This is a genomic window from Streptomyces sp. AM6-12 (assembly GCF_044327085.1).
GTDB lineage: Bacteria > Actinomycetota > Actinomycetes > Streptomycetales > Streptomycetaceae > Streptomyces.
The window spans coordinates 1,665,013-1,689,117 of the sequence record NZ_JBIQWN010000001.1 but is presented as its reverse complement, the minus strand read 5'-3'; the positions used below and the strand labels follow the sequence as shown (position 1 = coordinate 1,689,117).

At 70.5% G+C, this 24,105-nt stretch carries 19 protein-coding genes; 11 read left to right on the top strand and 8 right to left on the bottom strand.

Going from position 1 to position 24,105, the window contains the following annotated elements; genetic code table 11:
* The first annotated feature begins 79 nt into the window (after positions 1 to 79).
* From ngcE to ACE4Q9_RS07530, 9 genes are all read left to right on the top strand, one after another.
* On the top strand, positions 80 to 1,525 hold the full coding sequence (gene ngcE / locus ACE4Q9_RS07570) for an N-acetylglucosamine/diacetylchitobiose ABC transporter substrate-binding protein (RefSeq protein WP_397983455.1): 1,446 nt from the start codon (positions 80 to 82) through the stop codon (positions 1,523 to 1,525).
* A 29-nt stretch (positions 1,526 to 1,554) separates the two neighbouring features.
* Complete coding sequence (locus tag ACE4Q9_RS07565; RefSeq protein WP_397983454.1) at positions 1,555 to 2,481, top strand: carbohydrate ABC transporter permease; 927 nt, start codon at positions 1,555 to 1,557, stop codon at positions 2,479 to 2,481.
* A 4-nt stretch (positions 2,482 to 2,485) separates the two neighbouring features.
* Positions 2,486 to 3,409, top strand: a complete 924-nt coding sequence (locus ACE4Q9_RS07560) for a carbohydrate ABC transporter permease (RefSeq protein WP_397983453.1) — start codon at positions 2,486 to 2,488, stop codon at positions 3,407 to 3,409.
* A 203-nt stretch (positions 3,410 to 3,612) separates the two neighbouring features.
* Positions 3,613 to 4,824, top strand: a complete 1,212-nt coding sequence (locus tag ACE4Q9_RS07555; protein ID WP_397983452.1) for an ROK family protein — start codon at positions 3,613 to 3,615, stop codon at positions 4,822 to 4,824.
* A 133-nt stretch (positions 4,825 to 4,957) separates the two neighbouring features.
* Positions 4,958 to 6,055 carry a substrate-binding domain-containing protein gene (locus ACE4Q9_RS07550; protein WP_397987149.1) on the top strand — a complete coding sequence of 366 codons (1,098 nt, stop codon included), beginning with the start codon at positions 4,958 to 4,960 and terminating at the stop codon, positions 6,053 to 6,055.
* Positions 6,056 to 6,252: 197 nt separating this feature from the next.
* A complete protein-coding gene (locus tag ACE4Q9_RS07545) occupies positions 6,253 to 7,044 on the top strand; it encodes an ATP-binding cassette domain-containing protein (protein ID WP_397983451.1) in 792 nt (263 codons plus the stop codon).
* The gene (locus ACE4Q9_RS07540) at positions 7,041 to 8,348 is read left to right on the top strand and encodes a sugar ABC transporter permease (RefSeq protein WP_397983450.1); all 1,308 of its coding nucleotides are present in this window, start codon (positions 7,041 to 7,043) and stop codon (positions 8,346 to 8,348) included. The genes ACE4Q9_RS07545 and ACE4Q9_RS07540 overlap by 4 nt, the downstream gene beginning before the upstream one ends.
* 133 nt (positions 8,349 to 8,481) lie before the next feature.
* On the top strand, positions 8,482 to 10,410 hold the full coding sequence (gene dxs, locus ACE4Q9_RS07535) for a 1-deoxy-D-xylulose-5-phosphate synthase (protein WP_397987148.1): 1,929 nt from the start codon (positions 8,482 to 8,484) through the stop codon (positions 10,408 to 10,410).
* 151 nt (positions 10,411 to 10,561) lie between these two features.
* Entirely contained in the window at positions 10,562 to 12,070 is a 1,509-nt protein-coding gene (locus ACE4Q9_RS07530) for an amino acid permease (RefSeq protein WP_397983449.1), read from the top strand.
* Positions 12,071 to 12,102: 32 nt separating this feature from the next.
* Here ACE4Q9_RS07530 and ACE4Q9_RS07525 read toward each other — a convergent pair whose 3' ends face one another.
* Complete coding sequence (locus ACE4Q9_RS07525; RefSeq protein ID WP_397983448.1) at positions 12,103 to 12,510, bottom strand: NTP pyrophosphohydrolase; 408 nt, start codon at positions 12,508 to 12,510, stop codon at positions 12,103 to 12,105.
* A 56-nt stretch (positions 12,511 to 12,566) separates the two neighbouring features.
* On the opposite strand from ACE4Q9_RS07525, the gene ACE4Q9_RS07520 reads away from it, so the two are divergent.
* Positions 12,567 to 13,583, top strand: coding sequence for a hypothetical protein (locus ACE4Q9_RS07520; protein WP_397983447.1), 1,017 nt, complete (start codon positions 12,567 to 12,569; stop codon positions 13,581 to 13,583).
* A 358-nt stretch (positions 13,584 to 13,941) separates the two neighbouring features.
* Here the strand turns inward: ACE4Q9_RS07520 and ACE4Q9_RS07515 are convergent, their stop codons facing one another.
* The 5 genes from ACE4Q9_RS07515 to ACE4Q9_RS07495 form a co-directional block, all read right to left on the bottom strand.
* Positions 13,942 to 16,068: a 3-hydroxyacyl-CoA dehydrogenase NAD-binding domain-containing protein gene (locus ACE4Q9_RS07515; RefSeq protein ID WP_397983446.1), complete on the bottom strand. Its 2,127-nt coding sequence runs from the start codon at positions 16,066 to 16,068 to the stop codon at positions 13,942 to 13,944.
* The gene (locus ACE4Q9_RS07510; RefSeq protein ID WP_397983445.1) at positions 16,065 to 17,282 is read right to left on the bottom strand and encodes a thiolase family protein; all 1,218 of its coding nucleotides are present in this window, start codon (positions 17,280 to 17,282) and stop codon (positions 16,065 to 16,067) included. Before ACE4Q9_RS07510 ends, ACE4Q9_RS07515 begins: the two co-directional genes overlap by 4 nt.
* Positions 17,283 to 17,528: 246 nt before the next feature.
* Entirely contained in the window at positions 17,529 to 18,818 is a 1,290-nt protein-coding gene (locus ACE4Q9_RS07505) for a ribonuclease D (protein WP_397983444.1), read from the bottom strand.
* A 196-nt stretch (positions 18,819 to 19,014) separates the two neighbouring features.
* Positions 19,015 to 19,674, bottom strand: a complete 660-nt coding sequence (locus ACE4Q9_RS07500) for a response regulator transcription factor (RefSeq protein ID WP_030777669.1) — start codon at positions 19,672 to 19,674, stop codon at positions 19,015 to 19,017.
* Positions 19,675 to 19,956: 282 nt separating this feature from the next.
* Positions 19,957 to 20,634 carry a DUF3000 domain-containing protein gene (locus ACE4Q9_RS07495; RefSeq protein ID WP_397983443.1) on the bottom strand — a complete coding sequence of 226 codons (678 nt, stop codon included), beginning with the start codon at positions 20,632 to 20,634 and terminating at the stop codon, positions 19,957 to 19,959.
* A gap of 111 nt (positions 20,635 to 20,745) precedes the next feature.
* Here ACE4Q9_RS07495 and hemE point away from each other — a divergent pair, with 111 nt between their 5' ends.
* On the top strand, positions 20,746 to 21,813 hold the full coding sequence (hemE, locus tag ACE4Q9_RS07490; protein WP_397983442.1) for a uroporphyrinogen decarboxylase: 1,068 nt from the start codon (positions 20,746 to 20,748) through the stop codon (positions 21,811 to 21,813).
* 1 nt (position 21,814) lies between these two features.
* On the opposite strand, the gene ACE4Q9_RS07485 is transcribed toward hemE, so the two are convergent.
* Both ACE4Q9_RS07485 and ACE4Q9_RS07480 read right to left on the bottom strand, forming a co-directional pair.
* Entirely contained in the window at positions 21,815 to 22,642 is an 828-nt protein-coding gene (locus ACE4Q9_RS07485; RefSeq protein ID WP_397983441.1) for a rhomboid family intramembrane serine protease, read from the bottom strand.
* A gap of 64 nt (positions 22,643 to 22,706) precedes the next feature.
* Positions 22,707 to 24,092, bottom strand: coding sequence for an FAD-dependent oxidoreductase (locus tag ACE4Q9_RS07480; protein WP_397983440.1), 1,386 nt, complete (start codon positions 24,090 to 24,092; stop codon positions 22,707 to 22,709).
* Between the last annotated feature and the right edge of the window lie 13 nt (positions 24,093 to 24,105).

Here is a 24,105-nt window from a genome sequence, read left to right as displayed (position 1 = left end):
CCACCCAGCTTGACCCGACCGCGGTGCCGGGCAGGATCCGGTTCACCGCCTGAGTCCTGGAGAAGGCGAGGACTTGAGCATGGGATCCACTGCGCACCACGACCGTGAGGGTGTCGGCCGCCGCGAACTGATCAGGCGGTCCGCCGCACTCGGCCTGGTCGCCGTTCCGGGGATGGGCCTGCTGTCCGCCTGCGCGAGCAGCGGCGGCGGCGGACAGAGCAAGGCGAAAGCCGGGAAGAAGACCGCCAAGAACCCGCTCGGCGTCAACGACACCGCCACGATGGAGTTCGTCATCTTCGACGGCGGCTTCGGCAAGGAGTACGCGCAGGACGCGGTCAAGATCTACCAGAAGGACTTCCCCAAGGCCCATGTGAAGTTCTCCGCCACCCAGAAGATCCAGTCCACGCTCCAGCCCCGCTTCAACCAGGGCAACCCGCCGGACCTCATCGACAACTCCGGCGCCGAGCAGATGGACATGGGCGTCCTGGTCGGCAAGAACCAGCTGGCCGACCTCACCCCGCTGCTCGACGCGCCGTCGTACGACGACCCGAACAAGAAGGTCCGCGACACGCTGCGCCCCGGCATCGTGGAGATGGGCCAGTTCGACGGCGACCCGGTGTGGATCATGTACTACGCCTACACGGTCTACGGCGTCTGGTACTCGCAGAAGGCCCTCGACTCGCTGGACGTCGAGTACCCGAAGACCTGGGACGAGATGCTCCAGGTGTGCGCGAAGGCCAAGAAGAAGGGCATGGCGGGCTGGACGTACGCGGGCAAGTACCCGTACTACATCCCCTTCTCGCTCTACCCGATGATCGGCAAGGTCGGCGGTGTCGAGGTCCTGAACGCCATCGACAACCTGGAGCCGAACGCCTGGAAGCACCCGGCCGTCAAGGCCTGTTTCGAGGCGTACTACGAGCTGTTCCAGAAGGGCTACATCCTCAAGGGCACGCCCGGTCTGGACCACATCCAGTCGCAGACCGCGTGGGCCAAGGGCGAGGCACTGTTCATCCCGAACGGCTCCTGGGTGGAGAACGAGTCGGCGAACGTCATCCCCAAGGACTTCGACCTCGCGGTCTCGGCGCCCTCCGGCATCGACAGCCACGACAAGATGCCCTTCGGCACCATCTGGGCCTCCGGCGGCGAGCCGTTCATCGTGCCCTCCAAGGCGGCGAACCCCGAAGGCGGCATGGAGCAGCTGCGCATCATGCTCTCCGAAGGCTCCTCGAAGAACTTCACCGCCAAGGTCAAGTCACTGACCGCGTACAACGGCGGCACCGAGGGCATCGAGCTGACGCCGGGCCTGAAGTCGGGCGTGGCGGCGCTGAAGCTGGCCGGCTCGAACGTGGTGAACCCGCGCCTCCAGGACTGGTACGTCCAGTTGCAGAAGGAGCAGATCGGCGTGGGCGCACTCGGCGAGATGATGGCGGGCAGGCTCACCCCCGCCGAGGCGATAAAGAAGATCCAGGGCTTCGCCGACGCGGCGGCCAAGGACACCACCATCAAGCACTACAAGCACCAGTAACCAGCACCCCCGAGCGCACCGGAGTAACGATGCAGCACGGCAAGTACCGGTTCATCGTGGGGTTCCTGGTACTACCCCTGGGACTGTACGCGCTGTTCGTGGTGTGGCCGTTCATCCAGTCCATCTACTACTCGTTCACGGACTGGACCGGCCTGAGCCCCGAATTCAAAATGGTCGGCTTCGACAATTACAAGAGGATGTTGCACGACGACGTCTTCTGGAAGTCGTTGCAGCACAGCCTGATCTTCGCTCTGGTGCTGCCGGTCGTCACGATCAGTCTGGCGCTTTTCTTCGCCTTCATGATCAATGTGGGCGGACGGCGCAGAAGGGGCGGCCCCGCGATCACTGGCGTGCGGGGCTCCTCCTTCTACAAGATCGTTTATTTCTTTCCGCAGGTCTTGTCCATCGCGATCGTCGCGCTTCTCTTCCAGTTCGCCTACAACCCGGACAGCGGAGCGATCAATTCGTTCCTGCGCGGGATCGGACTCGGTCATGTGCAGCCGCTGTGGCTGGGTGATCCGAGCCTCGCCCTGTGGTGCGTGATGGCCGTCCTCGTATGGTCCACGACCGGCTTCTTCGTGGTCCTGTTCTCCGCGGGCATGGCCTCGATCCCGGCCGAACTGTACGAGGCCGCGCTGATCGACGGCGCGAGCCGCGCCACCACCTTCTTCCGCATCACCCTGCCCCTGCTGTGGGACACCGTGCAGTCCGGCTGGGTCTACATGGGCATCCTCGCGCTCGGCGCCGAGTCGTTCGCGGTCGTACAGATCATGACGACCGGTCCGGGCGGCCCCGACTACTCGACCACCGTGCTGGTCCTGTACGTGTACCAGAAGGCGTTCCGGGACGGTCAGGCCGCCTACGCCACCACCATCGGCGTCGCCCTGCTGGTCGTCACGCTCGCGTTCGCGGCGATCGTGATGCGGCTGGGCCGTCGCGAGCGGCTGGAGTTCTGAACCGATGAAGACGACCGAGACCCCCGCCCCGCTGCCGGCCGAGCCCGGTGCGAGCGTCTCCAAGGTGGACGCGCCGGTGCCGAAGCCGGGCCGCCGCGCGCGGGAGGGCGGCGTCCTCAACGTCTTCTCGCACGGCGTGCTGATCATCTGGGCGATCATGGTGGTCATGCCGCTGCTGTGGGCGGTGATGACGTCCTTCAAGAACGACAGCTCCATCTTCGGCTCGCCTTGGGCGCTGCCCGACCGGCTGCACTTCGAGAACTGGGCGCGGGCCTGGACCGACGCCAACATGAGCGACTACTTCCTCAACACCGTTCTGGTGGTGGGCGGTTCGCTCATCGGCACCCTGGTGCTCGGCTCGATGGCCGCCTACGTGCTGGCCCGGTTCGACTTCCCGGGCAACCGCTTCATCTACTACCTGTTCATCGGCGGCATGAGCTTCCCGATCATGCTGGCGCTGGTCCCGCTGTTCTACGTCGTGAACAACATGGGCCTGCTGAACACCATCCACGGGCTGATCCTGGTCTACATCGCGTACTCGCTGCCGTTCACCGTCTTCTTCCTCACGGCGTTCTTCCGCACCCTGCCGACCTCGGTGGCGGAGGCGGCGTTCGTGGACGGCGCTTCGCACACGCGTACGTTCTTCCAGATCATGCTGCCCATGGCCAAGCCCGGCCTGATCAGCGTGGGCATCTTCAACTTCCTCGGCCAGTGGAACCAGTACATGCTGCCCACGGTCCTCAACACCGACCCCGACAAGAAGGTGCTCACCCAGGGCCTGGTCCAGCTCGCGGTCAGCCAGGGCTACAAGGGCGACTGGTCGGGCCTCTTCGCGGGCCTGGTGATGGCCATGCTGCCGGTGCTGGGGGCGTACATCGTCTTCCAGCGGCAGGTGGTGCAGGGGCTCACCGCGGGGGCGCTGAAGTAGGCCGTTCACTCCGCTGGGGGTGACGCCCCGTGATCGTCCGCGCGCACGCCGTTCCGGTCGTCCGGACGGCGTGCGCCGCCGTGTCGTACCCCTTATCCGGCTCAACCTCTTGACGTGAGTCACCCCGAACGGCTCAGCTTAGAGTTCACTAGTTGGACATACACGGGGCCTCGCCGAAGCGGCCCCGCGCTCAGGAGGTCGTCGTGGAGACTCCAGGGTCGCAGTCGTCACTGCACCGAGCCAACCTGGAGCGGGTGGTACGGGCCGTCCGGCTGGCCGGTTCGCTGACGCAGGCCGAGATCGCGCGGACGACGGGCCTGTCCGCCGCCACGGTCTCCAACATCGTGCGCGAACTGAAGGACGGCGGGACGGTCGAGGTGACGCCCACCTCGGCGGGCGGGCGCCGGGCCCGCAGCGTCAGCCTCAGCGGGGACGCGGGCATCGTGATCGGCGTCGACTTCGGGCACCAGCACCTGCGGGTCGCGGTCGGCAACCTCGCCCACCAGGTGCTGGCCGAGGAGGCCGAACCGCTGGACGTGGACGCCTCCGCCGCCCAGGGCTTCGACCGGGCCGAGGAACTGGTCAGCAGGCTGATCGTGGCCACCGGCGTCGACCGGTCCAAGGTCGCGGGCGTCGGCCTCGGCGTGCCCGGCCCCATCGACCTGGAGTCCGGCACCCTCGGACACAGCGCCATCCTGCCCGGCTGGGGCGGCACCAAGCCCGCCGAGGAACTGCGCGAACGCCTCGGCGTGCCGGTGCACGTGGACAACGACGCCAACCTCGGCGCCCTCGGCGAACTGGTCTGGGGCAGCGGCAAGGGCGTACGCGACCTCGCCTACATCAAGGTCGCCAGCGGCGTCGGCGCCGGCCTCGTCATCGACGGCACCATCTACCGCGGTCCGGGCGGCACCGCGGGCGAGATCGGCCACATCACCCTGGACGAGTCGGGCCCGGTCTGCCGCTGCGGCAACCGCGGCTGCCTGGAGACCTTCGCGGCCGCCCGCTACGTCCTGCCGCTGCTCCAGCCCAGCCACGGCCCCGACCTCACCATGGAGGGCGTCGTACGGCTCGCCAGGGAGGGTGACCCCGGATGCCGCCGGGTGGTCGCCGACGTCGGCCGCCACATCGGCAGCGGCGTGGCCAACCTGTGCAACCTCCTCAACCCCAGCCGGGTCGTCCTCGGCGGCGATCTCGCGGAGGCCGGCGAGCTGGTCCTCGGGCCCATCCGGGAGTCCGTCAGCCGCTACGCGATCCCCAGCGCCGCCCGCCAACTCACCGTGCTCCCAGGGGCACTTGGCGGCCGTGCCGAGGTGCTCGGCGCGCTCGCCCTCGCGCTGAGCGAGATGGGCGATTCGGCCCTTCTGGACGGTTCCGCCACCACCGCTCCGGCCGTGTCCGCCCCTGCCTTCACTTAGAGAAGGAATGGCACCGTTGCCATCTCGTTAAGGATTTACTTCTTGACGTCGCACGTGTGGCCGAGTTGACTTCCAGCCACCTCGGCCGCAACGACGCGGCCTCGTCAGGGAGGTTTGAGAAGTGAACACGCGTATGCGTCGTGCGGCCTTCGCCGTTGCCGCTGGTGCCATGGCCGTCTCGCTCGCCGCCTGTGGCAGCGCCAAGGAGTCCGGCAACGGAGGCAAGCCCTCCGGCAGCGCCAAGAAGGGCGATGCCATCAAGGTCGGTCTGCTCCTGCCGGAGAACCAGACGGCCCGTTACGAGAAGTTCGACCGACCCTTGATCGAGAAGAAGATCAAGGAGCTGACGAACGGCAAGGGCCAGGTCGTCTACGCCAATGCCAAGCAGGACGCCAGCACCCAGAACCAGCAGGTCGACGCGATGATCACCAACAAGGTGGACGTCCTCATCGTGGACGCCGTGGACACCGCGGCGATCAAGGGCTCGGTGCAGAAGGCCAAGGACCAGGGCATCCCCGTCGTGGCGTACGACCGGCTGGCCGAGGGCCCGATCAGCGCCTACACCTCGTTCGACAACGAGACCGTCGGCAAGACCCAGGGCGAGGCCCTGCTGAAGGCCCTGGGCTCCAAGGCCAAGTCCGGCAAGATCGTGATGATGAACGGCTCCATCACCGACCCGAACGCCGCGCAGTTCAAGAAGGGCGCCCACGAGGTGCTCGACGGCAAGGTGAACGTCGGCAAGGAGTACGACACCAAGGACTGGAAGCCGGAGAACGCCAACTCCAACATGGAGGCCGCGATCTCGGCGCTCGGCAAGAAGAACATCATCGGCGTGTACTCCGCCAACGACGGCATGGCCGGCGGCATCGTCACCGCCCTCAAGGCGGCCGGCATCTCCGTCCCGGTCACCGGCCAGGACGCAGAGCTCGCGGGTGTGCAGCGCATCGTCTCCGGCGACCAGTACATGAGCGTCTACAAGCCGTACGCCCCGGAGGCCGACGCGGCCGCCGAGATGGCCGTCGCGCTCGCCCAGGGCAAGTCGCTCGACTCCATCGCCAAGGACAAGGTCGACAGCCCGACCACCAAGCAGATCCCCACCGTCATCCTCCCGGTCACCGCGCTGACCAAGGACAACATCAAGGACACCGTCGTCAAGGACGGCGTCTACACGGTCGCCGACATCTGCACCGCGCAGTACAAGGCCGCCTGCGCCAAGCTCGGCCTGAAGTAAGCCGCCGCAACACGCCTCGAATCCCAGGGAGTTCACCCCCGTAACTCCCCGAGTACGCCCTCCCCGGGCGAAAAGGCGTCCCCTGCTCCTCCGGCGTCCCGCGACACATACAGCCCCGCAAGCTCGGCGCGGGGCGCCGGACGGAACCCCCCCCAAACTTTCTGCACAACCTCCCGCCGGGTCAGGCGGCGAAGGAGATGGTTCACGTGTCCGCTACGCCCGTGCTGGCGTTGCGCGGGGTCTCCAAGCGGTTCGGTGCCGTCCAGGCGCTCACCGACGTAGAGCTTGAGGTCCACGCCGGTGAGGTGGTCGCCCTGGTGGGCGACAACGGCGCCGGAAAGTCCACGCTGGTCAAGACGATCGCCGGCGTGCATCCCATCGACGAGGGCGCCATCGAATGGGAAGGCCGCCCCGTCCAGGTCAACCGGCCCAACGACGCCCAGGCCCTGGGCATCGCGACGGTCTACCAGGACCTCGCGCTGTGCGACAACATCGACGTGGTCGGCAACCTCTACCTGGGCCGGGAGCTGCTCAAGCGCGGCATCCTGGACGAGGTCGAGATGGAGCGCCGCTCCCGTGACCTGCTCGACCAGCTGTCGATCCGCATCCCCAGCGTGCGCATCCCGATCGCCTCTCTCTCCGGCGGTCAGCGCCAGGTGGTGGCTATCGCCCGCTCCATGCTCGGCGAGCCCAAGCTGGTCATCCTGGACGAGCCCACCGCGGCCCTCGGCGTCGAGCAGACCGCACAGGTGCTCGACCTGGTGGAGCGGCTGCGCGAGCGCGGCCACGCCGTCATCCTCATCAGCCACAACATGGCCGACGTCAAGGCCGTCGCCGACAAGGTGGCGGTGCTGCGGCTCGGCCGCAACAACGGCGTGTTCGACGTCGCCTCGACCTCTCAGGAAGAGATCATCTCCGCCATCACCGGCGCCACTGACAACGCCGTCACCCGGCGTGCGGCGCGTAGCACCAAGGAGGTCCAGAAGTGAGCCTGGACAAGACCTCCACGCCTCCCGAGGACCACACTCCCCAGGACGCCGTCGTGGAGAACCCCGAGGCGGCGGCCGGCACCGTCACCGCCGTGGACCCCCGCCTGCTCGTGCGCGAGCAGGGCTTCGCGGGCTACGTCACCGAGTTCAAGCGGAAGATGAAGGCCGGTGACCTCGGCTCGGTTCCGGTCATCATCGGTCTCGCCGTCATCTGGATCATCTTCCAGAGCCTGAACTCCAACTTCCTCACCGCCGGCAACCTCTCCGACATCTCCGTCGCCATGGTCGGCACGGGCCTGATCGCCGTCGGCATCGTCTTCGTGCTGCTGCTCGGCGAGATCGACCTCTCGGTCGGTTCGGTCTCCGGCGTCGCGGGCGCCTCCTACGCGGTGCTGACCGTCACCCACGGCATGTCCGCCTGGCTCGCCCTGGTGCTGTCCATCCTGGTGGGCACCGTCGCGGGCGCGCTGCACGGTTTCTTCTTCGCGAAGATCGGCGTCCCGGCGTTCGCCGTCACCCTGGCCGGCCTGCTGTTCTGGAACGGCTTCATGCTCCAGATCCTCGGCGACAGCGGCACCATCAACCTGGACGACCAGGGCCTGGTCGCCAAGCTGACCAGCTACTACTTCTCCGACGTGGCCGCCGCCTACGGGCTCGCGCTCGTCGCCACCGTGCTGTTCTTCCTCACGTCCTTCCTCGGCAACCGGCGCCGCGAGGCCGCCGGGGTGCCGTCCCGGCCGCTGAGCGAGACCATTCTCCGTACGGCGCTGCTCGCGGTCGTCTCCTTCGCCGCCGCGGCCGTCTACAACCAGTACAAGGGCCTGCCGCTGGCCGTCGTGATCTTCCTCGTGATGCTCGTCATCACGGACTTCGTGCTGCGCCGCACGGCGTACGGCCGCAAGGTGTTCGCGCTCGGCGGCAGCGTCGAGGCCGCCCGGCGCGCCGGCATCAACGTCGCCCTGATCCGCATCTCGGTCTTCGCGATCTCCGGCACCTTCGCCGCGATGGGCGGCCTGATGATGGCCTCCAAGATCGCCGCGGCCAACCAGGGCGCGGGCGGCGGTGACCTGCTGATGAACGCGATCGCGGCGGCGGTCATCGGCGGCACCTCGCTGTTCGGCGGCCGTGGCCGCACCTGGAACGCGCTGCTCGGTGTGCTGGTGATCGTCTCGATCCAGTACGGCCTCGCGCTCAAGGGCATCGCGTCGCCCGTGCAGTACATGATCACCGGTGGCGTGCTGCTCGCGACCGTGGTGATCGACGCGGTCACCCGCAAGACCCAGAAGACGGCCGGACGGGCATAACACACCCCGCTTCGGTGAACTCCACGTGCCCGGCGCCGCAAAGGTGCCGGGCACGTTCATGCCGGGCGCCGCCGGAAAGTTAGACTCTGGCGAGCCCGGCAAGCTCGATCAGCTCTATTGCAAGGAGGCACGGGTGCCGCTGCTGACCCGCATCACGGGACCGCGCGATCTGGACCGGCTCAGCCTGGAGGAGCTGGACCAGCTGGCAGGGGAGATCCGGACCTTCCTGGTGGAGGCCGTCTCCAAGACCGGCGGACACCTCGGCCCCAACCTCGGCGTGGTGGAGCTCACGATCGCCCTGCACCGGGTGTTCGAGTCCCCCAAGGACAAGGTGCTGTTCGACACCGGCCACCAGTCCTATGTGCACAAGCTCCTCACCGGCCGGCAGGACTTCTCCCGGCTGAAGATGAGGGGCGGCCTCTCCGGCTACCCCGCGCGGGCCGAGTCCGAGCACGACGTCATCGAGAACAGCCACGCCTCCACGGTGCTCGGCTGGGCCGACGGCATCGCCAAGGCCAACCAGCTCATGAAGCGGGACAGTCATGTCGCCGCCGTCATCGGCGACGGCGCGCTGACCGGCGGCATGGCCTGGGAGGCGCTCAACAACATCGCCGCCGCCAAGGACCGCCCCCTCGTCATCGTCGTCAACGACAACGAGCGGTCGTACGCCCCCACCATCGGCGGCCTCGCCAACCACCTGGCGACCCTGCGCACCACCGACGGCTACGAGCGCTTCCTCGCCCGCACCCGCGAGGTGCTGGAGAAGACCCCCGTCGTCGGCCGGCAGCTCTACGAGACCCTGCACGGCGCCAAGAAGGGCCTGAAGGACTTCATCGCCCCGCAGGGCATGTTCGAGGACCTGGGTCTGAAGTACGTCGGCCCGATCGACGGCCATGACATCGAGGCGCTGGAGTCGGCGCTGTCGCGTGCCAAGCGGTTCGGCGGCCCGGTCATCGTGCACTGCCTCACCGAGAAGGGCCGCGGCTACCAGCCCGCCCTCCAGGACGAGGCCGACCGCTTCCACGCCGTCGGGAAGATCCACCCGGACACCGGCCTGCCGATCGCCGCGTCCGGCGCCGACTGGACCTCCGTGTTCGGAGAGGAGATGGTCAAGCTCGGCGAGGAGCGCGAGGACCTCGTCGCCATCACCGCGGCCATGCTCCAGCCGGTGGGCCTCGACAAGTTCGCCAAACGTTTCCCCGAACGCGTGTACGACGTCGGGATCGCGGAGCAGCACGGCGCCGTCTCCGCCGCGGGCCTCGCCCACGCCGGCGTCCACCCCGTCTTCGCCGTCTACGCCACCTTCCTCAACCGCGCCTTCGACCAGGTCCTGATGGACGTGGCCCTGCACAAGTGCGGCGTCACCTTCGTGCTCGACCGGGCCGGCGTCACCGGCACCGACGGTGCCTCCCACAACGGCATGTGGGACATGTCGATCCTCCAGGTCGTCCCCGGCCTCAGGATGGCCGCGCCGCGCGACGCCGACCAGGTGCGCGCCCAGCTGCGCGAGGCCGTCGCCGTCGAGGACGCGCCGACCGTGGTGCGCTTCTCCAAGGGCGCGGTCGGCCCCGCCGTCCCCGCCGTCGGCCGGGTCAGCGGCATGGACGTACTGCGCGAGGCGGGCACCGAACGGCCCGATGTGCTCCTCGTCTCCGTCGGCGCCCTCGCCCCGATGTGCCTGGAGATCGCCGGCCTGCTCGACAAGCAGGGCATCTCCACCACCGTGGTCGACCCGCGCTGGGTCAAGCCCGTGGACGAGGCGATGGCCCCGCTGGCCGAGCGGCACCGGGTCGTCGTCACCGTCGAGGACAACAGCCGGGTCGGCGGCGTCGGCTCCACCGTCGCGCAGGCGCTGCGCGACGCGGGCGTCGACGTGCCACTGCGCGACTTCGGCATCCCGCCGCGCTTCCTCGACCACGCCTCCCGCGCCGAGGTGCTCGCCGAGATCGGGCTCACCGCGCCCGACATCGCCCGCCAGGTCACCGGGCTGGTCGCCAAGCTGGACGGCCGGTTCGACCGTACGGCGGACCCGGTGGACTCCGTGGAATCCGCGCGCGACTAGGACCAGCGCCCCCAACCGGGCCGGTTCCGCCCCTCCTTGCGGTGGCGGAACCGGCCCGCTTGCGTAAGCCTGCCTGTCACGGGGCACTCGCGTCCCGGTCCTCTCGATCAAGTCGACCAGGTCGAGGACGACAAGCGTGGGAGGCAGCAACGTGAGCAGCTCGCTCTTCCGGACGAAGAACGTCGAGCAGTCGATCCGGGACACCGAGGAACCGGAGCATGCGCTCAAGAAGTCGCTCTCCGCGCTCGATCTGACCGTTTTCGGCGTTGGTGTGATCATCGGTACCGGTATCTTCGTGCTGACCGGACAGGTCGCCAAGAACAACGCCGGTCCCGCGGTCGCCCTGGCCTTCGTCGCCGCCGGTGTGGTCTGCGCCCTCGCCGCCCTGTGCTACGCCGAGTTCGCCTCCACGGTGCCGGTGGCCGGCTCGGCCTACACCTTCAGCTACGCCTCCCTGGGCGAGCTGCCCGCCTGGATCATCGGCTGGGACCTGGTGCTGGAGTTCGCGCTCGGCACCGCGGTGGTCGCGGTCGGCTGGTCCGGCTACATACGCTCACTGCTGGACAACGCGGGCTGGCACCTGCCGGGCTACCTCTCGGGCCGGGACGGCGCCCACGGCTTCGGCTTCGACATCCTCGCCGCGCTCCTCGTGCTCGTCCTGACCGCGATCCTCGTCCTCGGCATGAAACTGTCGGCCCGGATCACCTCGCTGGTCGTCGCGATCAAAGTGGCCGTCGTGCTCATCGTGATCATCGCCGGTGCCTTCTTCGTCCGCACCGGCAACTACCACCCCTTCATCCCGCCGGCCCAGCCGGTCCCGGCCGGCGCCAGCCTCAAGGCGCCGCTGGTGCAGCTGATGTTCGGCTGGGCGCCCGCCAACTTCGGCGTGATGGGCATCTTCACCGCCGCTTCGGTGGTGTTCTTCGCCTTCATCGGCTTCGACATCGTGGCCACCGCCGCCGAGGAGACCCGCAACCCGCAGCGGGACGTGCCGCGCGGCATCCTCGGCTCGCTGATCATCTGCACCGTGCTCTACGTGGCCGTCTCGGTCGTCGTCACCGGCATGCAGAACTACACCCGGCTGTCCGTGGACGCCCCGCTCGCCGACGCCTTCAAGGCCATCGGGCACCCCTGGTACGCGGGCGTGATCAGCTTCGGCGCCGCGATCGGACTGACCACCGTCTGCCTGATCCTGCTGCTCGGCCAGACGCGGGTGTTCTTCGCGATGAGCCGGGACGGGCTGCTGCCGCGGTTCTTCTCGCGGGTCCACCCCAGGTTCCGGACCCCGCACCGGCCGACCATCCTGCTCGGGGTGATCATCGCGATCGTCGCCGGTTTCACCAGCCTCAGCGAGCTCGCCGAACTGGTGAACATCGGCACGTTGTTCGCCTTCGTGGTCGTCGCGATCAGTGTGATCATCCTGCGCAGGACGCGACCGGACCTGCCCCGCGCCTTCCGCACCCCCTGGGTGCCGTTCATCCCGATCCTGTCCGTGTGCGCCACGCTCTGGCTGATGCTCAATCTGCCCGCCGAGACCTGGCTGCGGTTCGCCATCTGGATGGTGATCGGCTTCATCGTCTACTTCCTCTACGGCCGCTCGCACAGCCGCCTCGCCCACCCCGAGCAGCCCGAGCCGGAGCCCGCGCCACCGATGTCGTGACCCGCGCCGCCGTCGCCGTACCCCGCCGGGCGTCAGCCGAGCACCGCGCGCGGCCCGGTCACCCGCGCGCCCAGCTCCGTCACCCGGCGCCGCAGTTCACGATCCGCGGTGACCAGCAGGCAGACCCGGCCCGCCGCCTCCGCCGCCAGCTCCACGATCCGGTCGTCCCCGCTCCCGGACGCCTCCACCACCCGCACACCCGGTACCGACGCCACCCCGCGCGCGGCACCCTCGACCACGAGCACCAGTTCGAGCGGGCCGGGCAGCTCCGCCGTACCCGAACCGGCGTACGCCACCAGACGGTCGCGCAGCCGTTCGGCGGCCCCGCGCCGGTCCCGCCACCAGCCGTCGGGCACGGAACCGACGACATTGGCGCCGTCCACGATGAGCAGGGGCAGGGCCGGGTCCGGGGCGGCGGTGGTGTCCGGGGTGTTCGTCATACTCGCCATGGTGCCCCGTCCGCCGGGCGCTCAGGGCCCCGGCTTAAAGTGACCGGGTGAACGGAGACTGGCTCCTTCGCGGCCGAGACGGCCGGCTCAGTGTCTACCAGTCGTCGGGCGACGCCCTGCTGTGCCGGGCGGAAAGCGCCCCCGGCGGCCCCTGGACCGGTCCGCGCAAGGTCGGCGGCGAACAGAAACTGCATCCCGTCCAGGCCCTCGGCCAGGGCGCGGACGGCTACGCCCACCTGGTGTCCTGGCGGCCCACCGGCAACGGCGAGTCGGGCCTCGTGCACTCCACCCACTTCCGCGCCCACCTCGCCGCCCTGGACTGGAGCCCGGTCGGCCACCCCGACAAGAAGGGCGACCGCGCCGGCCGGCCCGCCGTCGCCGTGGACGCCGAGGGCCGCGCCCATGTCTTCGTGCGCAACAAGGGCGGCGGCGTCAGCATGCTCGCGCAGAAGGAGAAGGGCGGCTGGGAGCCCTGGCGGGACCTCGGCGGCCAGGGCGTCCAGGACGGACTCGCCGCGGTGGCGGGGGAGTCCGGCAGGGTCGAGCTGTACGCGGCGGGCCCCGAGGGCGTCCTGTACTGGCGTCAGGAGGCCCCCGGCGCGCAGCCGGTCCTCCAGGAGTCCCTGACGGCGCCGGTGCGTCCGGGGAGCCTGTACGCCCTCGCCACGTCCGCCGGCAGTACGACGCTCTACTACACCGGCACCGACGGCGGACTGTGCGCCTGGCGGCCCGGCGGCAAGCCGGTCACCCTGCTGCCCGCCGCGGGCCACGGCCCGGTCAGCGCCGTCCGCTGCGACCTCGACGGCCACGACTGCACCCTGCTGGCCCAGCGCTCGGCCACCGGCCGTGTCGCCTTCGCCGCCTACCCGAGCGAACTGGAGTCCGCGGGCGCCTGGTGGACCGAGTCGGGCCCGCCGCTCACGGTGGACGCGCGGGTGTCCCTCGCGACGGACGCGGACGGCCGGGTGGTCGCCGCGACGCTCTCCCCGTCGACCGGCCGGCTGCTGCTGACCCGCCGCAAGGACGAGCCGGGCCTCGCACTGGAGGCATGGCGGACCGCCTGAGCCCGCGCCCTGGTCGCCCTGGGCGCCGGTCTGCTCAGGCCGGGTGGGTGGGGTTTGGGTTGGGGGCGTGGCGGGTCGTGTGAGTCCGCGGCCGTCTCGGTGGGTCGTGGCCGCCTTGGGTGCGGATCTGTTGAGGGTTGGCGGGGCGCCTTTGTGGCTGGGCCCGGCCGGGTGGATGGGCTTCGTGCTGGAGGCGAGGCGGACCGCCTCAGCCCCTGCCCGGACCGGCGGGTCCTGGCCGTCATGGGGGCCGACCCGGCCAGGGCTGCCGGGGCGCGCCTGCGGCTGGGCCCCGCCGGGTGGACGTGCGAAAGGGCCCCCGCCGGGGCGGGGGCCCTGCACGTCGGTGCCGCCGGTGTTACGCCGGGACGCTCGCCACGCCCGGAGCCAGGAACGGCTTGCCGTTCACCCGCTGCGAGACGCCTTCGCGGTCCAGGTACGGCGTGATGCCGCCCAGGTGGAAGGGCCAGCCGGCGCCCGTGATCAGGCACAGGTCGATGTCCTGGGCCTCGGCCACGACGCCCTCGTCCAGCATGAGCCCGATCTCCTGCGCCACCGCGTCCAGGACGCGCTCGCGCACCTGCTCCTCGGTCAGGGCGACATCGCCCTGCTTGAGGAGCGCGGCGACCTCCGGGTCCAGCTCGGGCTTGCCGCTGTCGTAGACGTAGAAGCCGCGCTTGCCGGCCTCGACCACGGCCTTGAGGTTCGGTGACACCGTGAAGCGGTCCGGGAAGGCCCGGTTCAGGGTCTCCGAGACGTGCAGGCCGATCGCCGGGCCGACCAGTTCGAGCAGGACCAGCGGGGACATCGGCAGGCCCAGCGGCTCGACCGCCTTCTCGGCGACCTCGACCGGGGTGCCCTCGTCGATGACGTTCTGGATCTCGCCCATGAAGCGGGTCAGGATGCGGTTCACGACGAACGCCGGGGCGTCCTTGACCAGCACCGCGGTCTTCTTCAGCTTCTTGGCGACCGCGAACGCGGTGGCCAGGGAGGCGTCGTCGGTCTGCTCGCCGCGGACGATCTCCAGCAGCGGCAGGATCGCGACCGGGTTGAAGAAGTGGAAGCCCACGACCCGCTCGGGGTGCTGGAGCTTGGCGGCCATCTCCGACACCGACAGCGAGGAGGTGTTCGTCGCGAGGATCGCGTGCGCCGGGGCGACCGCCTCGACCTCCGCGAACACCTTCTGCTTGACGCTCATCTCCTCGAACACGGCCTCGATGACGAAGTCCGCGTCCGCGAAGCCCTCGGCCTTGTCCAGGACACCGGTGACCAGCGCCTTGAGGCGGTTGGCCTTGTCCTGGTTGATACGGCCCTTGCCGAGCAGCTTGTCGATCTCGGCGTGGACGTAGCCCACACCCTTGCCGACGCGCTCCTGGTCGATGTCGGTCAGCACGACCGGCACCTCCAGGCGGCGCAGGAACAGCAGCGCGAGCTGGCTGGCCATCAGACCGGCGCCGACCACGCCGACCTTGGTGACCGGGCGGGCCAGGTTCTTGTCCGGGGCGCCCGCGGGACGCTTGCCGCGCTTCTGCACCAGGTTGAACGAGTAGATGCCGGCGCGCAGTTCGCCGCCCATGATCAGGTCGGCGAGCGCCTGGTCCTCGGCGTCGTAACCCTGCTGGAGGTCACCGTTCCTGGCGGCCTCGATGATGTCCAGGGCGCGGTAGGCGGCCGGGGCGGCGCCGTGCACCTTGGAGTCGGCGATGAAGCGGCCCTTGGCGACGGCCTGGTCCCAGGCCTCGCCGCGGTCGACCTCCGGGCGCTCGACCGTGATGTCGCCCTTGAGAACCTTCGCCGTCCACAGCAGCGACTGCTCCAGGAAGTCGGCACCCTCGAACAGGGCGTCGGCGATGCCGAGTTCGAAGACCTGCTTGCCCTTGAGCTGCTTGTTCTGGTTCAGCGAGTTCTCGATGATGACCGAGACGGCCTTGTCGGCGCCGATCAGGTTCGGCAGCAGGGTGCAGCCGCCCCAGCCGGGGACCAGGCCGAGGAAGACCTCGGGCAGCGAGAACGCCGGGATCGCCTGCGAGACGGTCCGGTAGGTGCAGTGCAGACCGACCTCGACGCCGCCGCCCATGGCCGCGCCGTTGTAGTAGGCGAAGGTCGGCACGGCGAGGCCCGAGAGGCGCTTGAAGACCTCGTGACCGCCCTTGCCGATGGCGAGCGCGTGCTCGTGCTCCTTCAGCAGCTCGACGCCCTTGAGGTCGGCGCCGACCGCGAAGATGAACGGCTTGCCGGTGATGCCGATACCGGCGATCGCGCCCTCGGCGGCCTCCTTCTCGACCTGGTCGATCGCCGCGTTCAGGTTGGCGAGCGAGGCGGGCCCGAAGGTGGTCGGCTTGGTGTGGTCCAGGCCGTTGTCCAGCGTGATCAGCGCGAAGCGGCCGGCGCCGGAGGGGAGGTCGAAGTGGCGGACGTGCGCACTGGTGACGACCTCGTCGGGGAACAGGCTCGCGGCCTGCTCGAGAAGCTCGGTGGTGCTCACTTGTCCCCCTCGAAGTGCGGGTTCTCCCAGATGACCGTCGCGCCCATGCCGAAGCCGACGCACATGGTGGTCAGGCCGTAGCGGACGTGCGGCTGCTCCTCGAACTGGCGGGCCAGCTGCGTCATGAGGCGGACGCCGGAGGAGGCCAGCGGGTGGCCGAAGGCGATGGCGCCGCCGTACTGGTTGACGCGCGCGTCGTCGTCCGCGATGCCGTAGTGCTCGAGGAAGGCCAGGACCTGGACGGCGAAGGCCTCGTTGATCTCGAACAGGCCGATGTCGGAGATGGACAGGCCCGCCTTGGCGAGCGCCTTCTCGGTGGCCGGGATCGGGCCGTAGCCCATGACCTCGGGCTCCACGCCGGCGAAGGCGTAGGAGACCAGACGCATCTTGACCGGGAGGCCGTGCTCGCGGGCGAAGTCCTCGGACGCGATGATCGACGCGGTGGCACCGTCGTTCAGACCGGCCGCGTTGCCCGCGGTGACCCGGCCGTGCACGCGGAACGGCGTCTTGAGGCCCGCGAGGTTCTCCAGGGTGGTGCCCGGGCGCATCGGCTCGTCGGCGGTCACCAGGCCCCAGCCGGTCTCACCGGTCTCGGGGGTGGTGCGACGCACCGAGATCGGCACCAGGTCCTGCTGGATCTTGCCGTCGGCGTACGCCTTGGCGGCCTTCTCCTGCGAGCGCACGGCGTACTCGTCGGCGCGCTGCTTGGTGATGCTCGGGTAGCGGTCGTGCAGGTTCTCCGCGGTCATGCCCATGAACAGGGCCGACTCGTCCACCAGCTTCTCGCTGACGAACCGCGGGTTCGGGTCCACGCCCTCGCCCATCGGGTGGCGGCCCATGTGCTCGACACCGCCGGCGATGACGGCGTCATAGGCACCGAAGGCGATCGAGCCGGCGGTGGTCGTCACGGCGGTCAGCGCGCCGGCGCACATGCGGTCGATGGAGTAACCGGGCACGGACTGGGGCAGACCCGCGAGGATGCCCGCGGTGCGGCCGAGGGTCAGGCCCTGGTCCCCGATCTGCGTGGTCGCGGCGATGGCGACCTCGTCGATCTTCTTCGGGTCCAGTCCGGGGTTGCGGCGCAGCAGCTCCCGGATCGCCTTGACGACGAGGTCGTCGGCACGAGTCTCGTGGTAGATGCCCTTCGGGCCCGCTTTGCCGAACGGGGTGCGGACGCCGTCGACGAAGACGACGTCCCTGACGGTACGAGGCACGATGGCTCTCCTCCATGGTGCGGGACGCTGAGCGCTTGCTTAAGCCCATGCTACTTGTGAGTAATGTAGCTGCCCAGTCCACCGTCGGGTAGCGGCGAAGGTCACACTGGTGGCCGCCATCTTGGCGCGATTACGACGCCCCGGTCCCGCCCCCGCGGCGGCGCGGGAACCGCGCGGGCACCCCACGACGACCCACGGCCGCCGTACGCCGCCGGCCGCCCGGCGCTCAGGCACCCCGCCCGCGCTTCAGGCACCCTTCCCCGACAGCGCGGCCGCCAGGACCGGCGTCACCAGCTCCACCTGCCACGGCCGCGCCCCGTACCCCGTGAGCGCCGCCGAGACGGACCCGGCGTCGACCACGGCGGGCGGCTGCCAGCACAGCCGGCGGACGGTGTCCGGGGAGATCAGGTTCTCCTGGGGCATGGACAGCCGCTCGGCGAGCGCCGTCACCGCGGCCCGCGCCGCGGACAGGCGCGCCGCCGCCGAGGGGTCCTTGTCGGCCCACGCCCGCGGCGGGGGCGGACCCGTCACCGGCTGCCCCGGCTGCGGCAGCTCGGACTCGGGCATTACCTTCGCCCGGTCCACCGCCGCCTGCCACTGCTCCAGCTGCCGCCGCCCGGTCCGGTGCCCGAACCCGCTCAGCGCGGCCAGCGCGTGCACATTGCCCGGCAGGGCCAGCGCCGCCTCCACGATCGCCGCGTCCGGCAGCACCTTGCCCGGCGAGACGTCCCGCCGCTGCGCGATGCGGTCCCGCGTCTCCCACAGCTCCCGTACGACCGCCAGCTGCCGGCGCCGCCGTACCTTGTGCATCCCGGACGTACGGCGCCACGGTTCCTTGCGGGGCTCGGCCGGCGGGGCGCTCGCGATCGCGTCGAACTCCTGGAGGGCCCACTCCAGCTTGCCCTGGCGGTCGAGCTCCTTCTCCAGGGCGTCGCGCAGGTCCACGAGGAGTTCGACGTCCAGCGCGGCATAGCGCAGCCACGGCTCGGGCAGCGGGCGGGTGGACCAGTCGACGGCGGAGTGGCCCTTCTCCAGGACGAAGCCGAGGACGCTCTCCACCATGGCGCCGAGGCCGACGCGGGGGAACCCGGCGAGCCGCCCGGCCAGCTCGGTGTCGAACAGCCGGGTGGGGAGCATGCCTATCTCGCGCAGGCACGGCAGGTCCTGGGTGGCTGCGTGCAGCACCCACTCCACGCCGGACAGCGCCTCGCCGAGCGCGGACAGGTCGGGGCAGGCGATGGGGTCGATCAGCGCGGTGCCGGCGCCCTCGCGGCGCAGCTGCACCAGGTACGCGCGCTGGCCGTAGCGGTACCCGGAGGCGCGCTCGGCGTCCACGGCGACCGGCCCGGAGCCGGCGGCGAAGGCGGCGACCACCCGGGCGAGCGCGGCCTCGTCGGCGACGACGGGCGGAACGCCCTCGCGGGGCTCGAGAAGGGGTGTCGGCGCCTCCGTCACAGAAGATCCGGCGTCGTCGGGAGGGGTGTCTCCATGGCTGCGCCGGGTGCTGTCTGCTGCGGTGTCTTGGGCGTCGGTCACCTGTCAAGGGTATCCATGCGTGGACAGCACCCGTCGCCGGAACGTTCCGTCGACGGGCACCGAGGGGTCGTAAACCAGTCAGCCCGGTGAAATCGCCGGTTCACGGGGGTGAAACGGCCGTTTTGCGGACGTGGCCGGTGGGCAGGGGAGTGGGGCGGGGCAGGAGGAGATCAAAGGGCGGGGAGCGGGGGGAGGGTCAGTGGATGATCCCGGTGCGCAGGGCCACGGCGACCATGCCGGCCCGGTCGCCGGTGCCCAGCTTGCGGGCGATGCGGGCGAGGTGGCTTTTCACGGTGAGGGCGGACAGGCCCATGGACACGCCGATCGCCTTGTTCGACTGGCCCTCCGCGACCAGCCGCAGCACCTCGACCTCGCGTCCGGACAGTTCGCGGTAGCCGCCCGGGTGGCTCGGGGCACCCGGGGGGCGGCGGTGCATACGGGCGGCGGCGCCGAGAGGGGCGGCGCCGGGGCGGGTGGGGAGCCCGATGTTGGTGCGGGTGCCGGTGACGACGTAGCCCTTGACCCCGCCCGCCAGGGCGTTGCGGACCGCGCCGATGTCGTCGGCGGCGGAGAGCGCGAGCCCGTTGGGCCAGCCCGCGGCGCGGGTCTCGGAGAGCAGGGTCAGGCCGGAGCCGTCGGGCAGGTGGACGTCGGCGACGCAGATGTCGCGGGGGTTGCCGATGCGGGGACGAGCCTCCGCGATGGACGAGGCCTCGATCACGTCGCGCACACCGAGCGCCCACAGATGACGGGTGACGGTGGAGCGCACACGCGGGTCGGCCACGACCACCATGGCGGTCGGCTTGTTCGGGCGGTAGGCGACCAGGCTTGCGGGTTGCTCAAGGAGAACGGACACCAGGCCTCCTGGGTGGGGGGACGGGGCCGGCTTGTGGGGAAGAAGCCGGGACGAACCGTGCTTTCAAGGTCACAGTCGTCTTCGGCAGCAAACGTGTCCGCCTTTAGAGAGTGATCACGATCTAGTGAGTAACAATCCGTGCAATTCGGACAGCTGATCGATCACCCGAAGATCGAATCGGTTCGAGTGGATGCGATTCGAGGTCACAATGTGGCCGTATCGACAAAGAGATGGTCAATAAGCCCCCCTGGAGGGGGACGGCGGTCGTGACCCGCCGTCACATCACCGGGACTGCGGACCCCTGCGCTGCGGCAGCGTCACCACCGAGGCGTCGCCCGGACCGGCTGGCGGCAGCCCCCCGACCTGGGCCAGCAGATCGCACCAGGAGACCAGGTGGGCGGCCGTGTCCGGCACCCCGCCGAGGCCCTCGCGCGGCGTCCAGGACGCCCGGATCTCGATCTGCGAGGCGGCCGGCCGGTCGGCGAGACCGCCGAAGTAGTGCGAACTCGCGCGCGTGACGGTGCCGCTCGGCTCGCCGTAGCCGAGGCCGCGCGCCCCCAGCGCACCGGTCAGCCAGGACCAGCACACCTCCGGCAGCAGCGGATCGGCCGCCATCTCCGGCTCCAGCTCCGCCCGCACCAGCGTCACCAGCCGGAAGGTGCCCCGCCAGGCGTCGTGCCCGGCCGGGTCGTGCAGCAGCACCAGGCGCCCGTCGGCCAGCTCCTGCTCGCCGTCGACCACCACCGCCTCCAGCGCGTACGCGTACGGCGCGAGCCGCTGCGGCGCGGGGGTCGGCTCCACCTCGATCTGCGGGCGCAGCCGGCAGCCGCGCAGGGCTTCGACCGCGGCCCGGAACGCCGGCGGACCCGCGGCACCCGAGTGCCGGTCCGCCTCCTCGGTGTCCTTCACGTCGCCCAATCCGTCAGCGCCTTCCGACCTGTGTCCGTGAGCCGCAGCCATGCGGGGAAGAGTAAGGGGAACCGTGCCCCTGCGCAGGCAGGACACCCCGCGACGTGCACGTCCTCGCCGCCTGTGCACGGCCCCTCCACACCGGCATGCGAGACTTTCCCCGTGACCGCCAACGAGGCCCCGAGGGGCAAGCAGCCGACCGCGACGTACGACAGCGCCTTCCTCAAGGCGTGCAGGCGTGAACCCGTGCCGCACACCCCCGTGTGGTTCATGCGCCAGGCCGGCCGCTCCCTGCCCGAGTACCTCAAGGTGCGCGAGGGCATTCCGATGCTGGAGTCGTGCAGGCGGCCCGAGCTGGTCACCGAGATCACCCTCCAGCCGGTGCGCCGGCACGGCGTGGACGCGGCGATCTACTACAGCGACATCGTGGTCCCGCTCAAGGCCATCGGTCTCGACCTGGACATCAAGCCCGGCGTCGGCCCGGTCGTCGAGCAGCCCATCCGCACCCGCGCCGACCTGGCCCGGCTGCGCGACCTGACCCCCGAGGACGTCTCGTACGTCACCGAGGCCGTCGGGATGCTCACCCGCGAGCTGGGCCCCACCCCGCTGATCGGCTTCGCCGGTGCCCCCTTCACACTGGCCAGCTACCTGGTCGAGGGCGGCCCGTCGCGGACGTACGAGAACGCCAAGGCGATGATGTACGGCGACCCCGAGCTGTGGGCCGACCTGCTCGACCGCCTCGCGGACATCACGGCCGCCTTCCTCAAGGTCCAGATCGAGGCCGGCGCCTCCGCCGTGCAGCTGTTCGACTCCTGGGCCGGCGCGCTCGCCCCCGCCGACTACCGCCGCTCGGTGCTGCCCGCCTCGGCGAAGGTGTTCGAGGCGGTCGCCGGGTACGGCGTCCCGCGCCTCCACTTCGGCGTGGGCACCGGCGAGCTGCTGGGCCTGATGGGCGAGGCCGGCGCGGACGTCGTCGGCGTCGACTGGCGCGTCCCGCTGGACGAGGCCGCCCGCCGCGTCGGCCCCGGCAAGGCGCTCCAGGGCAACCTGGACCCGACCGTGCTGTTCGCCGGCAAGGAGGTCGTCGAGACCAAGGCGCAGGAGGTGCTGGACGCCGCCGCGGGCCTGGAGGGCCATGTCTTCAACCTCGGCCACGGCGTGATGCCCAGCACCGACCCCGACGCGCTGACGCGGCTCGTGGAGTACGTGCACTCCGCGAGCGCCCGCTGATTCACCAGGTCGGGTAGGAGGGCCGCGCGCGCCTGCCGAACAGCAGGCCGGGCGGCTCCGGCGGGGGCGGGGTGCCCGGCCTGAGCGGCAGGGCGATGAGCAGGCCCACCAGGAAGCCGATCACGTGCGCCACGTACGCCACCGTGCCCGCGCCGGACACCCCCTGCCCGGACGAGTACACGGCCTGGAGCACGAACCAGAAGCCCAGCACCAGCCAGGCGGGCAGCCGCAGCGGCAGGAACACCAGGAACGGCACCAGCACCCACACCCGCGCTCCGGGCCACAGCACGAGGTAGGCGCCGAGCACCCCGGCGATCGCGCCCGACGCACCGATCAGCGGGGTGCCCGAACCGGCGTTGAGCAGCGCGAAGCCGTACCCGGCCGCGTAGCCGCAGACGACGTAGAAGACGAAGAAGCGGATGTGGCCCATCCGGTCCTCGACGTTGTTGCCGAAGATCAGCAGGAACAGCATGTTGCCCAGCAGGTGCAGCCAGCTGCCGTGCACGAACATCGCCGTGAACACCGACAGCGGCGGCGACTTTTGGAAGCCGCGGGGGGCCACCACGCAGCCGGGGCCGTGCGGGCCCACGCCCACCTGCCCCGTCGGCACGAGCTGGGGAACCTGGCCGTGGATCAGCTCCCTCGGGACCGCCGCGAAGCGGTCCATGAAGGCCTCCAGATGGCACAGCTGCGCCAGATTCTCCGCACCGGTCAGCGAGCCGGGCATGCCGGGCGTCGACAGGAACACGAGGACGTTCGCGAGGATCAGGGCGTACGTCACCCAGGGGGTGCGGCGCACCGGGTTGATGTCATGGACGGGGATGACCACGAAGGAGTAGTGCCCCGCGAGCCAGCCGCCAATCGAGTGATCGCGCCGAACGAGCCCGAGCCGGTCAGCTTCCGCGCACCCGCTGTGCCGCCTTGCGCGCGGCCACCAGGACGGGGTCCCAGACCGGTGAGAACGGCGGCGCGTAGCCGAGGTCCAGGGCGGTCATCTGCTCCATCGTCAGCCGCGCGGTCAGCGCCACCGCCGCGATGTCCACCCGCTTGGCCGCGCCCTCGCGCCCCACGATCTGCACCCCGAGCAGCCGCCCGGTGCGGCGCTCGGCGAGCATCTTGACCGTCATCGGGGAGGCGCCGGGGTAGTAGCCGGCCCGGCTGGTCGACTCGATGGTGACCGCCTCGAACTCCAGGCCCACCCGGCGCGCGTCCTTCTCGCGCAGGCCGGTGCGGGCGATCTCCAGGTCGCAGACCTTGCTGACCGCCGTGCCGACCACGCCGGGGAAGGTCGCGTAGCCGCCGCCCGCGTTGGTGCCGATGACCTGCCCGTGCTTGTTGGCGTGGGTGCCCAGCGGGACGTACTGCTCCTGACCGGAGACCAGGTTCAGCACCTCCACGCAGTCGCCGCCCGCCCAGATGTTCTCCTGGCCGCGCACCCGCAGGGCCAGGTCGGTGAGCAGCCCGCCGTGCGCGCCGAGCGGCAGCCCGGCGGCGCGCGCGAGGGCGGTCTCGGGGCGTACGCCGATGCCGAGGACCACCACGTCGGCCGGGTACTCGGCGTGCTGGGTGGCCACCGCGCGGACCCGGCCGTCCTCGCCGGTGAGGATCTTGGTGACCTCGGCGCCGTTCACCATGGTGATGCCGAGCCCCTCCATGGCGCGGTGCACCAGGCGGCCCATGTCCGGATCGAGGGTCGACATCGGCTCCTCGCCACGGTTGACGACCGTCACCTCGAAGCCCCGGTCGATCAGCGCCTCGGCCATCTCCACGCCGATGTACCCGGCGCCCACGACCACCGCGCGCCGCCCTTCGGCGCCGGCCAGCGTGTCGATCAGCGCCTGCCCGTCGTCCAGGGTCTGCACGCCGTGCACCCCGGAGGCGTCCGCGCCCGGCAGCTCCGGACGGACCGGACGGGCCCCCGTGGCGATCACCAGCTTGTCGTACGACGTCCAGGACTCGGCGCCGGAATCCACGTCCCGCGCGCGCACCCGCTGCCCCGCCACGTCGATCTCCGTGACCTCGGTGCGCAGCCGCAGGTCGATGCCCCGCCCGCGGTGCTCCTCGGGGGTGCGGGCGATCAGCTCGTCCCGCCCGGAGACGGCGCCGCCCACCCAGTAGGGGATGCCGCACGCCGAGAACGAGGTGAAGTGACCGCGCTCGAACGCCACGATCTCCAGGTCCTCCGGCCCCTTCAGGCGCCGCGCCTGCGACGCCGCCGACATGCCCGCCGCGTCCCCGCCGACGACGACCAGCCGCTCCCGCCCCTGATGCGTGCTCATGGGAACACGCTAG

Bases quoted from the DNA above. Each gene is read 5' to 3' on its own strand.
- ACE4Q9_RS07565 (WP_397983454.1), top strand. From the start codon at position 1,555: ATGCAGCACGGCAAGTACCGGTTCATCGTGGGGTTCCTGGTACTACCC.
- ACE4Q9_RS07560 (WP_397983453.1), top strand. From the start codon at position 2,486: ATGAAGACGACCGAGACCCCCGCCCCGCTGCCGGCCGAGCCCGGTGCG.
- ACE4Q9_RS07480 (WP_397983440.1), bottom strand. From the start codon at position 24,092: ATGAGCACGCATCAGGGGCGGGAGCGGCTGGTCGTCGTCGGCGGGGAC.
- ACE4Q9_RS07550 (WP_397987149.1), top strand. From the start codon at position 4,958: ATGCGTCGTGCGGCCTTCGCCGTTGCCGCTGGTGCCATGGCCGTCTCG.
- ngcE (WP_397983455.1), top strand. From the start codon at position 80: ATGGGATCCACTGCGCACCACGACCGTGAGGGTGTCGGCCGCCGCGAA.
- ACE4Q9_RS07525 (WP_397983448.1), bottom strand. From the start codon at position 12,510: ATGACGAACACCCCGGACACCACCGCCGCCCCGGACCCGGCCCTGCCC.
- ACE4Q9_RS07495 (WP_397983443.1), bottom strand. From the start codon at position 20,634: ATGGCTGCGGCTCACGGACACAGGTCGGAAGGCGCTGACGGATTGGGC.
- ACE4Q9_RS07545 (WP_397983451.1), top strand. From the start codon at position 6,253: ATGGTTCACGTGTCCGCTACGCCCGTGCTGGCGTTGCGCGGGGTCTCC.